The organism is Nocardia sp. MDA0666 (assembly GCF_003023875.1).
GTDB classification, from domain to species: Bacteria; Actinomycetota; Actinomycetes; order Mycobacteriales; family Mycobacteriaceae; genus Nocardia; species Nocardia aobensis.
Genome location: NZ_PYHT01000034.1, coordinates 18,426 through 36,065, shown reverse-complemented (window position 1 = coordinate 36,065; position 17,640 = coordinate 18,426). Strand labels below are relative to the sequence as shown.

Here is a 17,640-nt window from a genome sequence, read left to right as displayed (position 1 = left end):
GGGCTGCCACCCCGGAAGGCCTAGAGCTGTTCGGTCTCGGCGTAGTCCTGCTCGCCGTTGTCTGCATCGCCGAAGGAGCCGCTGTCACTCCAGGTTCCGGTGGCGGCGTCGTAACCGACGACGCTCGACGGATCGAAGGAGGCCGGGCTGTCCTTCAACGACAGGCCGAGCGAATGCAGCTTGACCTTGACCTCGTCGATGGACTTCTGGCCGAAGTTGCGGATGTCCAGCAGATCCGACTCGGTCCGCGCAACCAGCTCGCCGACGGTGTGCACACCCTCGCGCTTGAGGCAGTTGTACGAACGCACGGTGAGGTCCAGGTCCTCGATCGGCAGCGCGAACGAGGCGATGTGATCCGCCTCGGCCGGGCTCGGCCCGATCTCGATACCCTCGGCCTCCACGTTCAGCTCGCGCGCCAGGCCGAACAGCTCGACCAGGGTCTTACCGGCCGACGCCAGCGCATCCCGCGGGGAGATCGAGTTCTTGGTCTCGACGTCCAGGATGAGCCGGTCGAAGTCGGTGCGCTGCTCGACACGGGTGGCCTCGACCTTGTAGGTCACCTTCAGCACCGGCGAGTAGATCGAATCCACCGGAATCCGGCCGATTTCCGCACCCGAGGCCTTGTTCTGCACCGCCGGGACGTAACCGCGACCGCGCTCGACGACGAGCTCGATCTCCAGCTTGCCCTTGTCGTTCAGGGTGGCGATGTGCATGTCCGGGTTGTGCACGGTCACACCGGCCGGAGGAACGATGTCACCGGCGGTGACGGTGCCCGGGCCCTGCTTGCGCACGTACATGGTGACCGGCTCGTCCTCTTCGGACGACACGACCAGGCCCTTGAGGTTCAGGATGATGTCGGTGACGTCTTCCTTCACACCCGGGACGGTGGTGAACTCGTGCAGCACGCCGTCGATGCGGATGCTGGTCACCGCGGCCCCCGGAATCGAGGACAGCAGGGTACGGCGCAGCGAATTGCCGAGGGTGTAACCGAAGCCCGGCTCGAGGGGTTCGATGGTGAACTTCGAGCGGTTCTCGGCCAGTACCTCTTCGGCCAGTGTGGGTCGCTGTGAAATCAGCATGAGGATCTCCTCCTTCAGGGGCGCCCGCTATTTGACGCCCACGAACTGGGGTGTGGATGAGCACGGAAAGTGCTCACCCACCAGCAGCACGAACGGCTTACTTCGAGTAGTACTCGACGATGAGCTGTTCGTTCAGCGGCACATCGATCTGCGCGCGTTCCGGGAGCTGGTGGACCAGGATCCGCAGCCGGTTCGGAACGACCTGCAGCCAGCCCGGGATCGGGCGATCGCCCTGGGTCTCACGGGCGACCTGGAACGGCAGCGTCGGCAGCGACTTCTCCTTGACATCGATGATGTCGTACTGGGAGACCTGGAAGCTGGGGACGTCGACCTTGCGGTTGTTCACCAGGAAGTGGCCGTGCGAGACCAGCTGGCGGGCCTGGCGGCGGGTGCGCGCCAGACCGGCGCGGTACACGACGTTGTCCAGACGCGACTCGAGCAGCTGCAGCATGTTGTCGCCGGTCTTACCCTTGCGACGGTTCGCCTCTTCGTAGTAGCGGCGGAACTGCTTCTCCATGACGCCGTAGGTGAAGCGGGCCTTCTGCTTCTCCTGCAGCTGGAGCAGGTACTCGCTCTCCTTGATCCGCGCGCGGCCGTGCTGGCCGGGCGGGTAGGGACGACGCTCGAACGCCTGGTCGCCTCCGACGAGGTCGACACGCAGACGACGCGACTTGCGGGTGATGGGGCCTGTATAACGAGCCATTTTTCGCTAAATCCTTTCCCGCTAGACGCGACGCCGCTTGGGCGGACGGCAGCCGTTGTGCGGCTGCGGGGTGACGTCGGAGATCGTGCCCACCTCGAGGCCGGCGGCCTGCAGCGAGCGGATCGCGGTCTCACGGCCCGAACCCGGGCCCTTGACGAACACGTCGACCTTCTTGACGCCGTTCTCCTGCGCCTTGCGGGCGGCGTTCTCGGCGGCGAGCTGCGCGGCGAACGGGGTCGACTTACGCGAACCCTTGAAGCCGACGTGGCCCGAGGACGCCCACGAGATCACGTTGCCCTCGGGGTCGGTGATCGAGACGATCGTGTTGTTGAACGTGGACTTGATGTGCGCGTGGCCGTGCGGGACGTTCTTCTTGTCCCGGCGACGCGCCTTCTGGGACTTCTTGGGGCCCGAGGCCCGACTCTTAGGAGGCATTCAGCTATCCCTACTTCTTCTTGCCGGCGACGGTCTTCTTCGGACCCTTACGCGTGCGCGCATTGGTCTTGGTCCGCTGTCCGCGCACCGGCAGGTGGCGGCGATGGCGGATGCCCTGGTAGCAGCCGATCTCGATCTTGCGGCGGATGTCGGCCTGCACCTCACGGCGCAGGTCACCTTCGACCTTGAATTCCGACGCCTCGATGTAATCGCGCAACCGGGTGACGTCGTCGTCGGTGAGATCCTTCGACCGCAGGTCGGGGCTGACGCCGGTGGCGGCCAGGATCTCGTGCGCACGGGTGCGCCCGATCCCGAAAATGTAGGTCAGTGCGATCTCCATGCGCTTCTCGCGCGGGAGATCGACGCCCATCAGACGTGCCATGTGGCAGCTTCCTTAACTGTTGCGGAGGTCTGCTCCCTGTCCGTCCCCTCGAATGGGGCCCCGGCCTCCGTTCCGGGGGTAGGTCGTCCGTCCGCTCTCCGCTCGTTTCCGAGGCGGCGAGCTCGCCGACGGCGACTGGCGCTGGGAGGTCTTCTTTTCTGTGCCAATCCGAACTGCGTTCGGTGCTTGGCTGGTGAACCCCTGCGTCGGGGTGCAGTCCAGGTCAGCCCTGACGCTGCTTGTGACGCAGGTTGTCGCAGATCACCATGACCCGGCCGTTACGGCGGATCACCTTGCACTTCTCGCAGATCTTCTTGACGCTCGGCTGAACCTTCACGTCCGTCCAATCTGGTTGTGGTTCACAGGGGTGTGAACACAGGTGTTCCCCAGTCGTACGACTGGGGAAGTCTTTTGTCGCAGATCCCGAGGCCGGAGCCCCGAAATGCCGCGAGAGCTCCGGAGCCTCGACTCCCGAACTCCCTCCGGGGATCGTTCCCCGGAAAACTCACTTGTAGCGGTAGACGATGCGACCGCGGGACAGGTCGTAGGGAGAAAGCTCCACGACCACACGGTCCTCGGGCAGGATGCGGATGTAGTGCTGACGCATCTTGCCGCTGATGTGCGCGAGAACCTTGTGACCGTTCTCCAGCTCGATGCGGAACATCGCATTCGGCAGTGGCTCGATAACTCGACCCTCGACCTCGATGGCCCCGTCTTTCTTCGCCATATCCTCCGCGATCCCGCTTACGTTGAAACCCTGTGTGGCCTCAACTCTTCGGCTAGCTTGTCACTGCAGTTACCGGTGCACTCCAGTCGACCCGGTGCCATACTCTTCGTAGTCACATGCGGACATGCAGTCACAGAAACTACACGCATTCGCATGAACACAGACGTCGGGCAGGTGCACCGCCGACCAAGCTTACCCGTGCGCCCACGATCCGGCCAAATGCGGTCCCCTCGCGCCGTCCGTGGCGGTCCGAAGCACCGCCTCCGCGCCGTCGCTAGTGGTCGGCGAGCGGGCCGCGCCCGGTGAGCGGGCCCCACGCCGCGATCAAGCCGAGCATCAGCACCAGCGCGATCGTGATGACCGTGAACACCGTGCCCGGACCGTGGCTGTCCAGCAGCGGAAGCAGCAGGAACGGCTGGATGGCGGTGCTCAGTTTCGACAGGGAATAGGCCGTACCCGAGGCGGTGCCGCGCACGGTCGTGGGAAACGACTCCGGCAGATACGTGTGCAGGGCATTGGAGAAGACGTTGCTGGCCAGGGTGAACAGGCCGCCCGACAGCAGTATCAGCGGCACGCTCGTGGCGAATCCGAAGATCAGGCCGAACAGCGCCATCAGCGCGGCCGACGCCATCACCAGATATTTGCGCTCGACGCGCTCGATCAGCGGAATCGACAGCAGCGAACCCAGCGGATAGCCGAGGTAGGTGACGGTCAGATAGCCGAGGGAGTTCACCACCGTGAACCCCTTGTGCTGTAGCACCAGCACCGCCAGCGTGCCGAAGCCGTAGTAGCCGAAGACCTGCAGGATCATGACCGCGGAGAACAGCATGGTGCGCCCGCGATTGGCGCCGCGCAGGATTTCGGTGAACGACACCTTCGCCCCGGTGGTCGCGGCCTTGTCGTGCTGGGCCTGCCAGTGCGGCGATTCGGGCATGTGCCGGCGGGCGACGAACACCAGCGCGGCGCCGAAGCCGCCGAAGACGAACAACCAACGCCAGCCGTCGGTGCCGAACGGTTCCAGCGGCACCAGCCACCGGGCCAGGAATCCGACGGTCGGCACCGCGCAGAAGCCGATGGTGTACGCGATGGCGATCATCCGGCCGCGGACCTGCGGCGGCATCACCTCCGACAGGTAGGTGTCGGAGACGGTCATCTCCGCGCCGATGCCGAGTCCGGCGAGCACGCGGGTCGCCATCAGGAACCAGACGTTGGGGCTGAACGCGCCGAGCAGGGTGAACCCGGCGTACACCCCGATATTGATCATGAACATCCGGCGGCGGCCGAAGAGGTCCGAGAGCCGGCCGATGACCAGGGCACCGAGGAACTGGCCGACGAAGGCCGAGGCGAGGATGCCGCTCAGCTGATAGGTCGACAGCGCGAGTTGCTGCTTCAGCACGCCGGTGATGGTGCCGGCGAGGAACAGTTCGTAGAGATCGAAGAACAGGCCCAGGCCGACCAGGGCGACGAGCTTGCGATGAACCGGCCGGACGGGAAGTTCGTCCAACCGGGCCGCGCGGGGATCATCGCCCGCGGTGATTGCCATTTCGATACGCTCCCGACCTCGCAAATAAGGGGCAACCGAACCCGACGGCAGGCGGCGCGGCGCGTCGTCCGACCGGCTTGTCGGCTGTGGGTAGGACGCCCGTCACGGCCGATAGCCCTCGCGTAAACTACCGGCTGTCCAGGAAATCGGTCCAGCAGATCCCAGGGGGACACCCGTGAGCGTGCGCAGCGAGCGAATTACGGACGCAGCGCCCTCGAACCCGATCGGCACGATCCTCGGCGAGGCCCCGACCACGAACCGCGGTGAGGAACTGCCGTGAGTCGCAACAACAACGATCTGCCCATGCTGCCCCCGTGGCTGTCGGAGAGCGACGTCACGCAAACGGGGTACGAAGCGCCGGTCGAGAACCTTCCGCACGAGGAGTACATCCCGGAGGACAGCGGTCCGCGGCGGTTGTTCTCCCGCAGATCCGACGACCGGGCGGAGTCCGACAAGAAGGAGTCCGACCGGAAGTGGCGGAAATCCCGCCGCAAGGACAAGGCAGACGCCGAGCCGGCCGCCGGTGAGGGTTCGCCCTCATGGGGACCGCCCGACACCGCCCGGCCGCAGGGCGATACGCAGCCGGGGCCGGAGTCGTTGCGCGGCAACGGTTCTCAGGGCTCCGAGTCCTTGCCGTGGCAGCAGCAGACGCCTGAGGGCTACCGACCGGACGGCGTCCAGGGCGTGATCCCGGCCGACTTCCGTGCGCGGCAACAGAATCAATTCCCGCAGCCGCCGGTGCAGCCGCAACCACCGATGCAGCCGCAGCAGCCCCCGACACAGCCGCCGGGGCCGTGGAATTCGCCGCCGTCTACGCCGCCCGCTCCGACGCGGGAAGCGCCGCACCTTCCCGCACAGCCGCCGACCGCGGATTCCTCGTCCACCTCCGCGGCGCCGTCACGCCACGACTTCGGCCGGCCGCCCGCCACCGCACAGCCGAATCCCGCTCCGGCGCTGCCGGAACCGACCACGCCACCTCCGAATCAGTCGCCCGGCCCCCTTTCCTCCGAGCCGCTGTCCGGCGAGTTCCCTCCCGTACCACCGCAGGCTTCCGCCCGCCCGCCGATTCCGCCTGCACCGCAGCAGATGTCGAGCACTCCGCATCCGGCCGCCGACGGCGTGGATGCGGAGATGACCGTGCGGGTGACGCGGCGACCCGACCTGCCCCCACCGCCCCAGCAGTCGCCGACTCCGCCGCCGCTGCCCGAGTGGCCGGACCCGGCGCCGCCCACCCGTCCCGGACCGCCGCCGCGGCTGGGCGTGCCGGAAGGGTACGAGAACGCGTCGTCGAACGCGAACATCTCTGTGGGGCAGCAGATTTCACCACTCGCCTCTCCGGTCGCACCGACGGCCGACGCGGGCCTGCCGAAGCAGGCGGCGGACGCACGCCCCGCCGCTGCCGATATGCCGCCGACCGCGGCCACTCCCCCGGTCCCGGTCGATGTCCCGGCACACAGTTCGGCAGGCAGCCCGTTCGGAACGAATCCGGACCCGAGCACACGAGCCGAGAACGCGGGCACCGGGACTTCCGGCGTCGCGGAGGAGGCACCCGCCTGGCTCGGCGGCGCAACGGAGCACTCGCCCGCGCCGGGCGAATCCGCACCCCGGCGCGACGATGCTGCCGAGGTGTCGGTCGCGCATCGACCGACCGGGGATTCGGGCGCACCCGGCGAGACCGCCGTATCGAATACCCCTGGCGCGGATCTGCCCGTCGCAGCGGACGATACGGAGCAGGGTGGCGGCACATGGGATGCCTTCGCGGCCGGTAGCGATCCGGCTTCCGGTACGCGGCCTCTTCACCCGCCGACGGTGGGAACCCATGCGCCGGAAAGTGATTCGGGTGCGTCGTCGGTGGTCGGCGGTGTCGGGTTCTACGGCGCCGGTAACGCGGACAGCGGTGCGGTCGCTTCGGCGGGGCCGCAGTGGAGCGGGCGGCATCGGCTCGCCTCCGAGCCGGTGGCGGCACAGGATCCCGCCGTGCGGCCCGGGCCGGACATGGGTGCCGCCGCGTGGAACGGCACCGACGCGCCACCCGCGCAGCCCGAATCGCGGCCGCAGACGCCCGGCGCCGCGAGTCCGCAGTACGGCGCGGCGCCGCAGACACCGCAGTACCAGCAGCCGCCCGCTGCGGAATTCGGTACGCACACAGCACATTCCGGCTCGATGCCGCAGGCGCCGAATGCCGAATCGCCGATGGTCGCCGGCCCCCAGGGCGTGTCGCAGCCTCGGATCCCCCAGGCGGCCCCGGACGCGCAGTGGCACAGCGCACCGCAACCGCCGCCACAGGTGCCGGGTCCGGCGACCGGTCCCGAACAGCAGTGGGCCGCACGACAGGCGGATCAGTATTCCCAGCCGCAGCAGTACGCCCAGCCGAATCCGTATATGCCGGGGCAGCAGTCCGCTTCGCCCGAGCAGTATCAGCACGCCCCCAACCCGCAGGTCCAGCAGCAGGCCCCCCATCCGCAGGCGCATTATCAGCAGTACCAGCAGGGTCAGCCGCCGCAGCAGTACCCACCGAACGGCGTGACCCCCTCACTGGAGGATGTCCCGATGCGCCGGGCGAAGAAGGCTCCCGGTTCGGGCTGGCGGCGCGCGGTGCACCACATGTCGGGTGGCACCATCAATCCGGGTATGTCCGCGGAGGAGCTGCGCCTGCAGGAACTGGTGGCGCGCATCCGGCAGCCGGTGCGCGGCGACTACCGGATCGCCACCCTGTCCCTGAAGGGCGGTGTCGGCAAGACCACCACCACCATGGGTATCGGCTCGATCTTCGCCTCCATCCGCGGTGACCGCGTGATCGCCGTCGACGCCAACCCGGACTTCGGCACGCTGTCGCAGCGGGTGCCGCTGCAGACCCGGTCCACGGTGCGGGACCTGTTGCTGGATCAGCAGATTCGCAGTTACGGCGACGTGCGCCGGCACACGTCGCAGGCCACCAGCCGGTTGGAAGTGCTGGCCAGCGAACGTGATCCGGCGGCGTCGGAATCGTTCAGCGAGGACGAGTACCGCCAGGTGCTGCGCGTGCTGCAGCGGTTCTACAACATCATCCTCACCGATTGCGGTACCGGACTGATGCATTCGGCGATGGCGGGCGTGCTGGATCTGGCGCATTCGCTGGTGCTGATCTCGTCGTCGGCGATCGACGGCGCCCGCAGTGCGGCGGCGACGCTGGACTGGCTCTCGTTGCACGGGCACGATCACCTGGTGCGCAATGCCGTCGTGGTGATCAACCTGCCGCGCGAGGGCTCACCGAATGTGGCGATTCAGCATCTGCGCGAGTACTTCCTCGCCCGGTGCCGTGCCGTGCACGTCATCCCCTACGACCCACATCTGGCCGAGGGCGCCGAGATCGACCTGGCCCGACTGCACAAGAACACCAAGCGTGCGCTGGTGGAGCTGGCGGCGACGGTGGCCGACGATTTCGCCACCGACCATCGGCGGTTCGGCGGTTACTGAGCACTGCGGTTACTGAGCACTGCGGTTACTGAGCACTGCGGTCCTGCCAGGCCATCGGGGTCGCCCGGACCTCGGCGATGCTGCGGCCGCGGCGGCGTCGGAACAGTCCGCGCAGGGTGCCGGCATTGAGATAGCCGACCCGCGCGGCGACCGTCTCCACGGTGGCATTGGTGGTGCGCAGCAGCCGGGTGGCACGCTCGAGGCGGATTTCGTTCACGAAATCCCGTGGTGACATCCCGATTTCGGCCTGTGTCGCACGCTGCAGGCTGCGCACGGTGACACCGAGTTCGCGAGCGGCGTCGGTGATCAGGAACTGCTCGGCGATATGTCCGCGCACCCAGCGTTCGAAGGCCGCGACCAGTGAATTCCCGCGCGCGATCACCTGGGGAACGATGTAGTCGCGTTGCTCGCCTCCGCTGCCGGCCAACAGCATCCGGGCCGCGCGTTCGGCTTGGGCAGGACTGTGACCGGCCACCGTGGCCAACGCGAGGTCGAGATGGGCCAGGGCGGCCGCGGCCGTCGCGATGTGACCGGAGCGGCACAGGATGCGCCCCTCGTCCAGGTCGACGTTCGGATAGCGGCGGCGGAAGGCCGGGCCCAGCCACCAGCTCGTCGTCGCGGGCAGCCCGTCCAGCACCCCGGCCTCGGCGAGGAAGAAGGTTCCGGTGCACGCGGCGGCCAACGGTGTCCCCGCGAGGTGTGCCTGTGAAATGCGTTCCAGCACCGGCCGATTGGCGGGTGCGGCGATCAGGTCGACCACCGCGTCCGCATCCATCGCGAGGACGGCGGGCACGATGATCGGGCCGATGTCGCCGGGCACCTCGGCCAGCGGTGTGGTCGGGATCAGATGGCCGTGGCCGGAGCGGACACTGCCGCCGAGCGCGACGGTGTGCACTCGCCACGGTTCGGGCTCCAGCTCCGGATCGTCGACGAGCGAGTTCGCCGTGTTGAAGACCTCCAGCACGGCGGCGAGACCGAGGTCGCCGACACCGTCCACGACGAATACCGCCACATCCATGTCGCAAACAGTACTGAATGCGTCGGATACGACACTGATATTGCGCGCATCCGCCGCCTAGTGTTGCCGTATGACGATGTGGGCGAACAGAGGTGCACGATGCGCATCGTGAGCAGTGTGTGTCACCTCTTCGCATACGAGGTCACCGCGGCGGGGCCGTGCGCGGTCGCGCTGGATCCGGCGGCCGTACGCGCCCGGAAGTTGTTCGTGGACTGCCTCGTCCTGCAGGTCGCGGTCGAGCCGGGTGATGCCGCGGCACTTCCGGCGGCGGTCGAAGTCGTGAAAACCATTGCGGCACACGACGACGCCGGCTACATCGTGGTCGAAGGTGTGGCGCCGTGGGCGCGAAGCGATCGACGCGGCGCACACGAGGACGTACTCACCGGCCTGGCGGATGCGCTGGACATCGTCTCCGAGCTCACCGAGCGCTTGGCGGAACGCGGTGAACTGGTTCACCTGATGCCGTTCGGCTGGAACACGGTTCGCTTCACCGAATTCGCCGGTGGCTCACGACCGCGGCGGGTGACCCGGCTGAATCCGGCGCCGTTGCCGGCGGATCGGTCGCGGCACAGCCGCGCACCGCGGATGGCGGGCTCGTGCCGATCGCTGAGCTACTAGACCGACTCACCAGGTCGGCAGGCGACGCCGTCCGGCGAGGACCTCACGCACCAGATCGTCGTAGCCGTCGGCCAATTCGGCGAGATGATGCCAGGCAGCGTGCAGCACTTCGTCGTTCGCGTCGAGGGTCATCAACGCGTGGTGCGCGCGCACCGACGCCTCGGCCAGCCGGTCGATGACGGCGCCGATCGTTTCGGTGTGCAAGGTAGCGTCGGAGTTCTGCTGCGGGACGGCGCGGGCGATCCAGTCGTCGATCGCCATCACCAATTCCATTCGCCGTCTGCCGATTTCGATCATCAGCGCGGAGTCCGGATCCGGGATGGAACCGCCGCGGCCGAGCTGACGTTCGAACAGCACCGCCAGGTCGCGCGCGAACCACAGGATCGGGCCGCCGATGACGCGGTGCCCCCGGCACGCGCGCAACAACAGATCCGAACTCGGCAGAACTTCGGTCGTCAGGAAATCGACGGCCGTCGGTGTATGTGGTGTGTCGGGCCATGCCACGACCACCATCGGGGACGTCTCCAAACCAGCCACGTTGCCTCGCCGTCGTCGCCGTACAACCAATGGTCAGGACGTTCATTACAATAAACCTCTGAATGTGTGTGTCAAGGGTCACACTGCCCTGTCAACCAGCAGAGTAGACTTCCGGTCGTTGAAGGTACAACCGAGGAGCGAGATGGCCGCCGGTCCGAGGTACCAGCGAATCGCCGACGTCCTACGGGAGGCGATCCGCGACGGCACGTACAAACCTGGTGATCGCCTGCCCAGCCACAACGAGCTGGCCGACCAGATGCATGTCTCGATCACCACCGCGCGCAACGCGATTCAGGTGCTCGTCGCCGAAAACCTGCTGTTCACAGCGACTTCCCGGGGCACGATCGTGCGCAGCCAGGAGGTCCTGGAATCCGTGGTGACCAACCATATTCGACGCGACCGCCCCAAGTCGGCACACGACATCTTCTCCGAGATCGCGCGCGCCGCCGGGCGTGAACCGGCCAAACAGTTCAGCGCCCGGATGGAACCGGCCGGTACGGAAGTCGCGCACTGGCTCGGCGTGCCGAAGGACTCCTGGGTCGTCTCGCGCACCGTCGTGCAGTACCTCGACAACGAACCCTGGTCGTGGGAGGTCAGCTACTACCCGCGTGACCTCGCCGAACTCACCGGAATCGATTCTCCGCACGACATTCCGGAGGGCACGACGCGGCGGCTGGCCGCACGCGGCTATCCCGAAACCGCTCACCGGGATACGGTCGTGGCCCGCCCGGCGAGTGCCGACGAGGCCGCCGTCCTGGGTGTCGGAGCCGGCACCATGTTGCTCGATCATCTGCGCATCGGCGCCAGCAGCACCCGCATCATGCGGGTCACCCGCCAGCGGTCGCTGGCCGCACGCAACCGGCTGGCCTACGAACTCGGTGACGACGAGGGCACCGCGCTGATCCGCAAAACCCTGGGGGCGCCGCATCCCCCGGGCAACTCCCACTCCTTCGGTAACTCACTGGTCCCCGGATCACCATGAGCATCCGCATCCGCCAAGCCCGCTCGCCCGACCTCGGCACCATCTGCCGACTACGGCTCCAGCGCACGGCCTGGCTTGCGGCACGCGGCTCGGACCAGTGGACACGGCAGGGCCGCGGGCTGCCGATCGAACGGTTCGCCCACGCGGTCGGCCGGTCGGTCTCGGCCGGGGAGACCTGGGTCGCGGAGGTCGGCGGCGAATTCGCGGGAACCGTCACCGTGAACGATCGCGCGGATCCCGGGCTGTGGTCGCGGCGGGAGATCGCCGACGCGGTGATCGTGCACTACATGATCGTCGATCTGCGCTTCGCCGGATACGGTGTCGGCCGGGCGCTGCTCACCCACGCCGCCGGTCTGGCCCTTGTCCGGCAACGCAATTGGGTGCGATTGGACGCCTGGACCAGGAACACCGAGCTGCACCGGTACTACCGCTCGGCGGGATTCCGGCTGGCCCGCATCGCGAATCCGGCCGTCAGCGGACCCTCGGCGGCGCTGTTCGAACGCCGCGCCGACAGCTGGGGCCTACCGGAACCGATCGTGCGACGCCATCTGCACGCGGACCGGGGTGATCCGGTGCCCTGACTCAGACCGGCGGCAGATAGCTCACCTGCACCATTTCGTTCTCGCGGGCACGGGATACGAGCGTGCCCCGGCCGGGTGCGAGCTTGGCCGACCGCACATCGCCGAGCAGTTTGCCCTCGTCCTTGGGCGCCGACATCAGCAGCGCGTCCACCGAGAGGTCTTTCATCATGCCCAGCACCTTGTCGTACAGCGCCCGGGAGGCGCCGCCGGAGCGCCGTGCCACGATCAGGTGCATACCGATATCGCGGGCCTGCGGAATGAATTCCAGCAGCGGTTCGAGCGGATTGCCCGCACCGGTGGCGACCATGTCGTAGTCGTCGACCACGATGTAGATCTCCGGCCCGGTCCACCAGCTGCGGTCCCGCAATTGCTGCGGGGTGATGTCCGAACCCGGAATCCGTTGCCGCAGATAGGCGGCGACCTCCTTGATCATGTCGAACGACGTCTGCCCCGAGGTGGAATAGCCGGCGAGCTGCTGACCCTCCAGCACGCCGAGCATGGTGCGCCGGTAGTCGATCAGGATGACGCGCGCCTGTTCGGCCGTCGAATTCTCGGTGATGCCGAGCACGATGTTGCGCAGCAGCGTGGTCTTGCCGCACTCCACGTCGGCGAAGGCCATCAGATGCGGCTGCGCGTCGAAATCCATGACCAACGGGGCCAGTTCGTTCTCGCCCAGGCCGACCACCACCCGGGTGGCGCTGCATTCGATGCCGCGTTCCGCCGCCTCGGCGAGCACCTGTTCGCGCGGCACCCGCAGTGGCAGCATCCGGACCGCCGGTGCGCGCCGGTCGCCGTAGAGTTCGGCGAACTGGCTGCGCGCCAGCGCGATACCGTCGGACAGAGTCGCCGGATCGGAGTTGGAGTCCAGTCGCGGCAGGGCGATCAGCATGTGCAGCTTCTCCGGGGTCAGGCCGCGGCCGGGACGACCCACCGGTACCAGAACGGCCGTGCGCCGGTCCATTTCGGAGTCGCTCGGGTCACCGAGACGCAGTTCCAGCCGGGTGCCGACGAGATCTTTGACCGCCGGCCGGATCTCGCCCCAGCGGGTGGCGCCGATCATCAGGTGGATGCCGTAGGACAGGCCCTGTGCGGCCAAGGCGTTGAAGGCCGGCTCCAGCACGTCGAATTCGGCACGGATGGTCGCCCAGCCGTCGACCACCAAGAACACGTCACCGAACAGATCCTGCGACAGTGGGTCGGCCGCCCGCTCGGCCGGACTCCGCTGCGCCAGTTCGGCTTTGCGGCGGCGGAACTCGTGGATCGACTCGATGCCCAGTTCGCGGAAGCGCTCCTCGCGCTGATGCAGCAGGGTCACCATCTCGGCGACCGTGCGGCGCACCCGGTCGATGTCCATGCGCCCGGCCACCGAGCCGACGTGCGGGATCTCGGCCAGACCCGCCAGCGTGCCGCCACCGAAGTCCAGGCAGTAGAACTGCACCTGCTCCGGCGTGTGGGTGGCCGCGGCCGCCATGATGATCGACCGCAGGGTGGTCGACTTACCGGACTGCGGACCGCCGACGACGGCCAGATTGCCCTGTCCCGCCGACAGATCCACGATCAGCACATCGCGGCGCTGCTCGTACGGCTTGTCGATGACACCGATCGGCCACCACAGCCGGCCGTGCCGGTTGACCGGCGAGCGCCAGTCCGGATCGGGCAGCAGCATGTCCACCGACGGGGATTCGTCCAGCGGCGGCAGCCACACCTCGTGCGCCGGGCGGCCGTGACCGCGCAACCGGTCCACCACCACGTTGAGCAGCGTCTTGGGCACCGTATCGGCGGGTGTGCCGGATAGTTCCCGCTCCGCCTCCGGCGATCCGGGCGGCGGCGGAAGTTCGGGCCGGCCCAGCGGTCCGCGCGCCGGAGCGGCGGCCACCGGTGTGCGCACCGGCACCGGCGCCGCGGTGAAGACCACCGGCTCCTGTCCGCCGCCACGCTGCCCGCCGCCGGTGCGTCCGGGCGCATTGCCCGCGGGTGATTCGTAGGCGCCGGAGACGTAGCAGGCGTTGAACCGCAGCGGATCGTCCGCATCGCTCTTGAGGTAGCCCGAACCCGGCACACTCGGCAGGTGGTAGGCGTCGGTGATGCCGAGGACCGCGCGTGATTCGTTGGCGGAGAAGGTACGCAGACCGATCCGGTAGGACAGGTGGGAATCGAGGCCGCGCAGTTTGTTCTCCTCGAGCCGCTGCGAGGCCAGCAGCAGGTGCACGCGCAGCGACCGGCCCAAACGGCCGATCATGACGAACAGATCCGCGAAATCCGGCTTCTGCGAGAGCAGCTCGGAGAACTCGTCGACGATGATGAACAGCGCGGGCAGCGGGTCGAGGGCCGCGCCGGCCGCGCGGGCTCGCTCGTATTCCGTGACGTTGGCGAAGTTGCCCGCCGAGCGGAGCAGTTCCTGGCGCCGGGTCATCTCACCCGACAGCGCGTCCTTCATTCGATCGACGAGGGCGATCTCCTCCTCCAGGTTCGTGATCACCGCGGCGACGTGCGCGAGCGATTCCAGTCCGAGGAAGGTCGCGCCGCCCTTGAAGTCGACCAGCACCATGTTCAGCTGATCCGGCGAGTGGGTCGTCACCATGGACAGCACCAGCGTGCGCAGGAATTCGGACTTACCCGAACCCGTCGCGCCGATGCACAATCCGTGCGGACCCATACCGTTCTCGGCCGACTCCTTGATGTCGATCTCGACCGGCGTGCCGTCGGGAGTGATGCCGATCGGCACCCGCAGCCGCTCGCGATCGTTGCGCGGGCGCCACACCGACGCCGGATCGATCTGCGCGGCGTCGGGAATCTTCAGCAGTTCCATCAGGCCCGGCACCGCTCGCGATTCGTCGCCGAGGCTCACGATCTGGGCCGCGGTGGCGACCCGATAACGAGCCAGCGCCCGCGCCAGGGTCTGCGCTTCGGCGATGGACACCGGGTCGGAGGTGGCGAACTGCTCCACGCCCGCGGCGGATCTCGCGGCGACGGTACCGTCGGCGACCACCAGCTGCAGACCGCGGCGCACCGCGAGCCCGGCCTGCGGCGCGGTCAGGTCGAGCACGGTCACCGAATCCAGCCCGGCGTCGCTGACGATCCGCTCGGTTCCGCTGACGTAGCCGTCGTCGATGATGACCAGCAGGTGGATGCGCCCGGCGGTGGGCTGCGCGTTGCGCATGAACCGGCCGCGCTCGAGCAGTTCGGCCGCCATGGAGGTCTCCAGTTCGGCCAGCGACCGGTACATCATCCGGGCCGCCCCCATGCCGTCGCGGTCGACCGGATGTTGCAGGTGCGGAAGCCATTTCGCCCAGGACCAGGCCTCGGCATCCGGGTCGGCGCAAATGATCGCGACCGCGGCGTGGTCGGGGCCGTGGAAGGTCACGTATTCCATCAGCATGGCGCGCACCAGCATGCGCGTCTCGTCCGGGCGCCCCTCGAGGTTGATCGCCGGGAACGCCCGCAACGACAGGGCCGTGGGCAGGCCGTGCACCACCGAATGGGTGCGTACGAAGCGACGCAGCGCCACCGTGGACACCGGTTCGAGGTCCTCGAGCGGACCGGTCTCCGGCCGGGCCAGTTTGGTGGCCAGCCGGTGACTGCCGACACCGACACGCACATGCCCGAAGTCCGGGTCGTTGGGGCGGCGCTCCCACATCCGGCGGGTACCGGCCACAGCCCGCAGGTCGGCGGGTTCCGGATGGCTCCAGATCAGCGATTGCAGCTGTGCGCCACCGGTTTTGCGGACGTCGCGGCGGACCTGGTCGAGGTAGCGGAAGTAATCCTTGCGTTCCTCGTTCAGTTCGGCGGCGCGCTTGGGGCCGCCCGAGCCGCGCATGCCCGCCATCATGCCGACCATCGACATCAGCATCATCATCGGGAACATCAGCATGAAGGGGTTGGCGAGCAGATTGCGCCCCATCATCACCATCATCGCGATCATGCCGACCACCGCGACCACCATGACCACGGGCATGAGCCGCATCAGCAGCGCGGGTGGCACCGGCCGCGGGATCTCCGGCGGGGCGGTCAGCGCCACCTCACCGCCCGGTGCCCGCGGCGGGGCGATCCGCGGTCGGCGCACGAATCCGTCGGTGGACATGCCTACTCTCCTCGAGCCGAGTCGGTCCCGGTGGGAGCCGGGGTGGCGGAAAGGTAGCCGGCGGCCGGATCGTCGGCGGCGGGTTCGGGCCGCCTGCGCCGATACGGCAGGGCCGCGGCCCAGCCGACGGCCAGCAACGCCAGCAGCGCGCCGGAGCCGATGATCGCCACCCGGCGCGGCAGTGGGTCGGGGCCGCGCTCCGGGTCGGGCGGCGCGATGGCTCGCGGCACCTGCGCCGCCTGTCCGGGCGGCGGCGGCAGCTGCGCGGTGAGGGCCGCCAGCGGATCGATGAGCCCGAATCCGACCCGATCGTCGCGGCCCGCACCGGGATTGTGCGCGGTCCGCTCGATCCGCTCGATCACCTGCGCCGCGCTCAGATCCGGAAATCTGCTGCGCACCAGGGCCGCCAGACCCGAGACGAACGCCGCCGAGAAGCTGGTGCCGTCGATGGTCAGCGGTCCCTCGTCGCCGTGTTCGGTGTCGACCAAGCCGGTTCCGCCCGGCTTGCTGTCGAGGGAGATGATCGAGCGGCCGGGCGCGGCGACGCCCACCCACGGGCCGTGGATCGAGAACGGTGAGGTCGCTCCGTCCGGATCGGTCGAGGCGACCGAGAGCACGTACGGGGAGAACCAGGCCGGGCTGATGACGGTGCGCACTCCGTTCCAACCGCGGGTCTCGTTCTGCGCCGAGCAGGCGGACTGATCGAGATTGCCGGCCGCGGCCACCACGACGACATTGCGGTCGGCGGCGTATTTCACCGCCGCACCCAGTGCGCCGTCGGCGGTTTCGGAACCCGCTGGGGTGCAGGACACTTCGGAGATGTTGATCACGGTGGCGCCCATGTCGACCGCGCGCACCACGGCGGCCGCCATCGTCAGCACGTCACCGTATCCGCCGGCGGCGACCTTGCCGGTCTCGTCGTTGTTGCGGTTCTTCGCCTCGTACTGCAGGCTCAGCTGCCGGATGGCCAGGATCTGTGCCTCCGGGGCGACCCCGGAGAAGGCGTCGGAGGGGCTCGGACGCGCGGCGATCAAGCCGGCGACCAGGGTGCCGTGGCCGTCGCAATCCTCGGTGCCGTCGCCGGCGGTGACGAAGTCGCCACCGGGCTGCAGATCCGGCAGGCGCGGATGGCGGTTCACACCGGTATCGATCACAGCGACCTTCTGGCCGGCGCCGTGACTGAACTTCCAGGCGCGGTCCAGATCGAGAATGCGCTGCGGCAGTGGCGGATCCCGCGGGATCGCGCCGGTCAGATACGGTTCGGCGCAGACCGCACGCTTCTCGGTCTGGTCCGGCGGACCGTTCTTGGCGTTGACGGCCAGCGCCTGCCCGAGAGCGCCCTCGTCGATCGCCGGCGGGGCGACCGCCGTCGCGGGACCACCCCCGAGCAGCGACGCGCCGAGCACCGTCGCGGCAGCGGCCACGCGCAGCCGGCGCGTGGCACGGCGAACGAAACCCGCTATCGGACTGTCGTTTCCGTAGCGCAGCACAGTCATCG

Annotated in this window: 15 protein-coding genes; 4 read left to right on the top strand and 11 right to left on the bottom strand. The window is 68.3% G+C overall.

Features of this window, described 5'->3' with window-relative positions:
- Nucleotides 1–20 precede the first annotated feature (20 nt).
- From C8258_RS30095 to C8258_RS30065, 7 genes are all read right to left on the bottom strand, one after another.
- A complete protein-coding gene (locus tag C8258_RS30095) occupies nucleotides 21–1,079 on the bottom strand; it encodes a DNA-directed RNA polymerase subunit alpha (RefSeq protein ID WP_030513445.1) in 1,059 nt (352 codons plus the stop codon).
- A 97-nt stretch (nucleotides 1,080–1,176) separates the two neighbouring features.
- On the bottom strand, nucleotides 1,177–1,782 hold the full coding sequence (gene rpsD / locus C8258_RS30090) for a 30S ribosomal protein S4 (protein ID WP_030513444.1): 606 nt from the start codon (nucleotides 1,780–1,782) through the stop codon (nucleotides 1,177–1,179).
- A 21-nt stretch (nucleotides 1,783–1,803) separates the two neighbouring features.
- Nucleotides 1,804–2,217: a 30S ribosomal protein S11 gene (gene rpsK / locus C8258_RS30085; RefSeq protein ID WP_025347281.1), complete on the bottom strand. Its 414-nt coding sequence runs from the start codon at nucleotides 2,215–2,217 to the stop codon at nucleotides 1,804–1,806.
- Between the two features lie 10 nt (nucleotides 2,218–2,227).
- Nucleotides 2,228–2,599, bottom strand: a complete 372-nt coding sequence (gene rpsM, locus C8258_RS30080; RefSeq protein WP_036498248.1) for a 30S ribosomal protein S13 — start codon at nucleotides 2,597–2,599, stop codon at nucleotides 2,228–2,230.
- Between the two features lie 223 nt (nucleotides 2,600–2,822).
- Nucleotides 2,823–2,936 carry a 50S ribosomal protein L36 gene (gene rpmJ / locus C8258_RS30075; RefSeq protein ID WP_025347279.1) on the bottom strand — a complete coding sequence of 38 codons (114 nt, stop codon included), beginning with the start codon at nucleotides 2,934–2,936 and terminating at the stop codon, nucleotides 2,823–2,825.
- A gap of 168 nt (nucleotides 2,937–3,104) precedes the next feature.
- Nucleotides 3,105–3,326, bottom strand: a complete 222-nt coding sequence (infA, locus tag C8258_RS30070) for a translation initiation factor IF-1 (protein WP_003886926.1) — start codon at nucleotides 3,324–3,326, stop codon at nucleotides 3,105–3,107.
- A 274-nt stretch (nucleotides 3,327–3,600) separates the two neighbouring features.
- On the bottom strand, nucleotides 3,601–4,869 hold the full coding sequence (locus C8258_RS30065; protein ID WP_106958021.1) for an MFS transporter: 1,269 nt from the start codon (nucleotides 4,867–4,869) through the stop codon (nucleotides 3,601–3,603).
- Between the two features lie 276 nt (nucleotides 4,870–5,145).
- Here C8258_RS30065 and C8258_RS33440 point away from each other — a divergent pair, with 276 nt between their 5' ends.
- On the top strand, nucleotides 5,146–8,325 hold the full coding sequence (locus C8258_RS33440; RefSeq protein WP_233225436.1) for a MinD/ParA family protein: 3,180 nt from the start codon (nucleotides 5,146–5,148) through the stop codon (nucleotides 8,323–8,325).
- Nucleotides 8,326–8,350: 25 nt separating this feature from the next.
- On the opposite strand, the gene C8258_RS30055 is transcribed toward C8258_RS33440, so the two are convergent.
- A complete protein-coding gene (locus C8258_RS30055) occupies nucleotides 8,351–9,343 on the bottom strand; it encodes a GlxA family transcriptional regulator (RefSeq protein WP_106958020.1) in 993 nt (330 codons plus the stop codon).
- A 108-nt stretch (nucleotides 9,344–9,451) separates the two neighbouring features.
- Here C8258_RS30055 and C8258_RS30050 point away from each other — a divergent pair, with 108 nt between their 5' ends.
- Nucleotides 9,452–9,961 carry a hypothetical protein gene (locus tag C8258_RS30050; protein ID WP_146161367.1) on the top strand — a complete coding sequence of 170 codons (510 nt, stop codon included), beginning with the start codon at nucleotides 9,452–9,454 and terminating at the stop codon, nucleotides 9,959–9,961.
- A gap of 6 nt (nucleotides 9,962–9,967) precedes the next feature.
- On the opposite strand, the gene C8258_RS30045 is transcribed toward C8258_RS30050, so the two are convergent.
- Complete coding sequence (locus C8258_RS30045) at nucleotides 9,968–10,489, bottom strand: DUF4254 domain-containing protein (RefSeq protein WP_233225435.1); 522 nt, start codon at nucleotides 10,487–10,489, stop codon at nucleotides 9,968–9,970.
- A 151-nt stretch (nucleotides 10,490–10,640) separates the two neighbouring features.
- Here C8258_RS30045 and C8258_RS30040 point away from each other — a divergent pair, with 151 nt between their 5' ends.
- Both C8258_RS30040 and C8258_RS30035 read left to right on the top strand, forming a co-directional pair.
- Entirely contained in the window at nucleotides 10,641–11,480 is an 840-nt protein-coding gene (locus C8258_RS30040; RefSeq protein ID WP_063008365.1) for a GntR family transcriptional regulator, read from the top strand.
- Nucleotides 11,477–12,061: a GNAT family N-acetyltransferase gene (locus C8258_RS30035; protein WP_106958017.1), complete on the top strand. Its 585-nt coding sequence runs from the start codon at nucleotides 11,477–11,479 to the stop codon at nucleotides 12,059–12,061. The genes C8258_RS30040 and C8258_RS30035 overlap by 4 nt, the downstream gene beginning before the upstream one ends.
- Before the next feature lies 1 nt (nucleotide 12,062).
- Here C8258_RS30035 and eccCa read toward each other — a convergent pair whose 3' ends face one another.
- Both eccCa and mycP read right to left on the bottom strand, forming a co-directional pair.
- Nucleotides 12,063–16,142, bottom strand: a complete 4,080-nt coding sequence (gene eccCa, locus C8258_RS30030) for a type VII secretion protein EccCa (protein ID WP_106958016.1) — start codon at nucleotides 16,140–16,142, stop codon at nucleotides 12,063–12,065.
- 2 nt (nucleotides 16,143–16,144) lie between these two features.
- A complete protein-coding gene (gene mycP / locus C8258_RS30025) occupies nucleotides 16,145–17,638 on the bottom strand; it encodes a type VII secretion-associated serine protease mycosin (protein ID WP_106958015.1) in 1,494 nt (497 codons plus the stop codon).
- Between the last annotated feature and the right edge of the window lie 2 nt (nucleotides 17,639–17,640).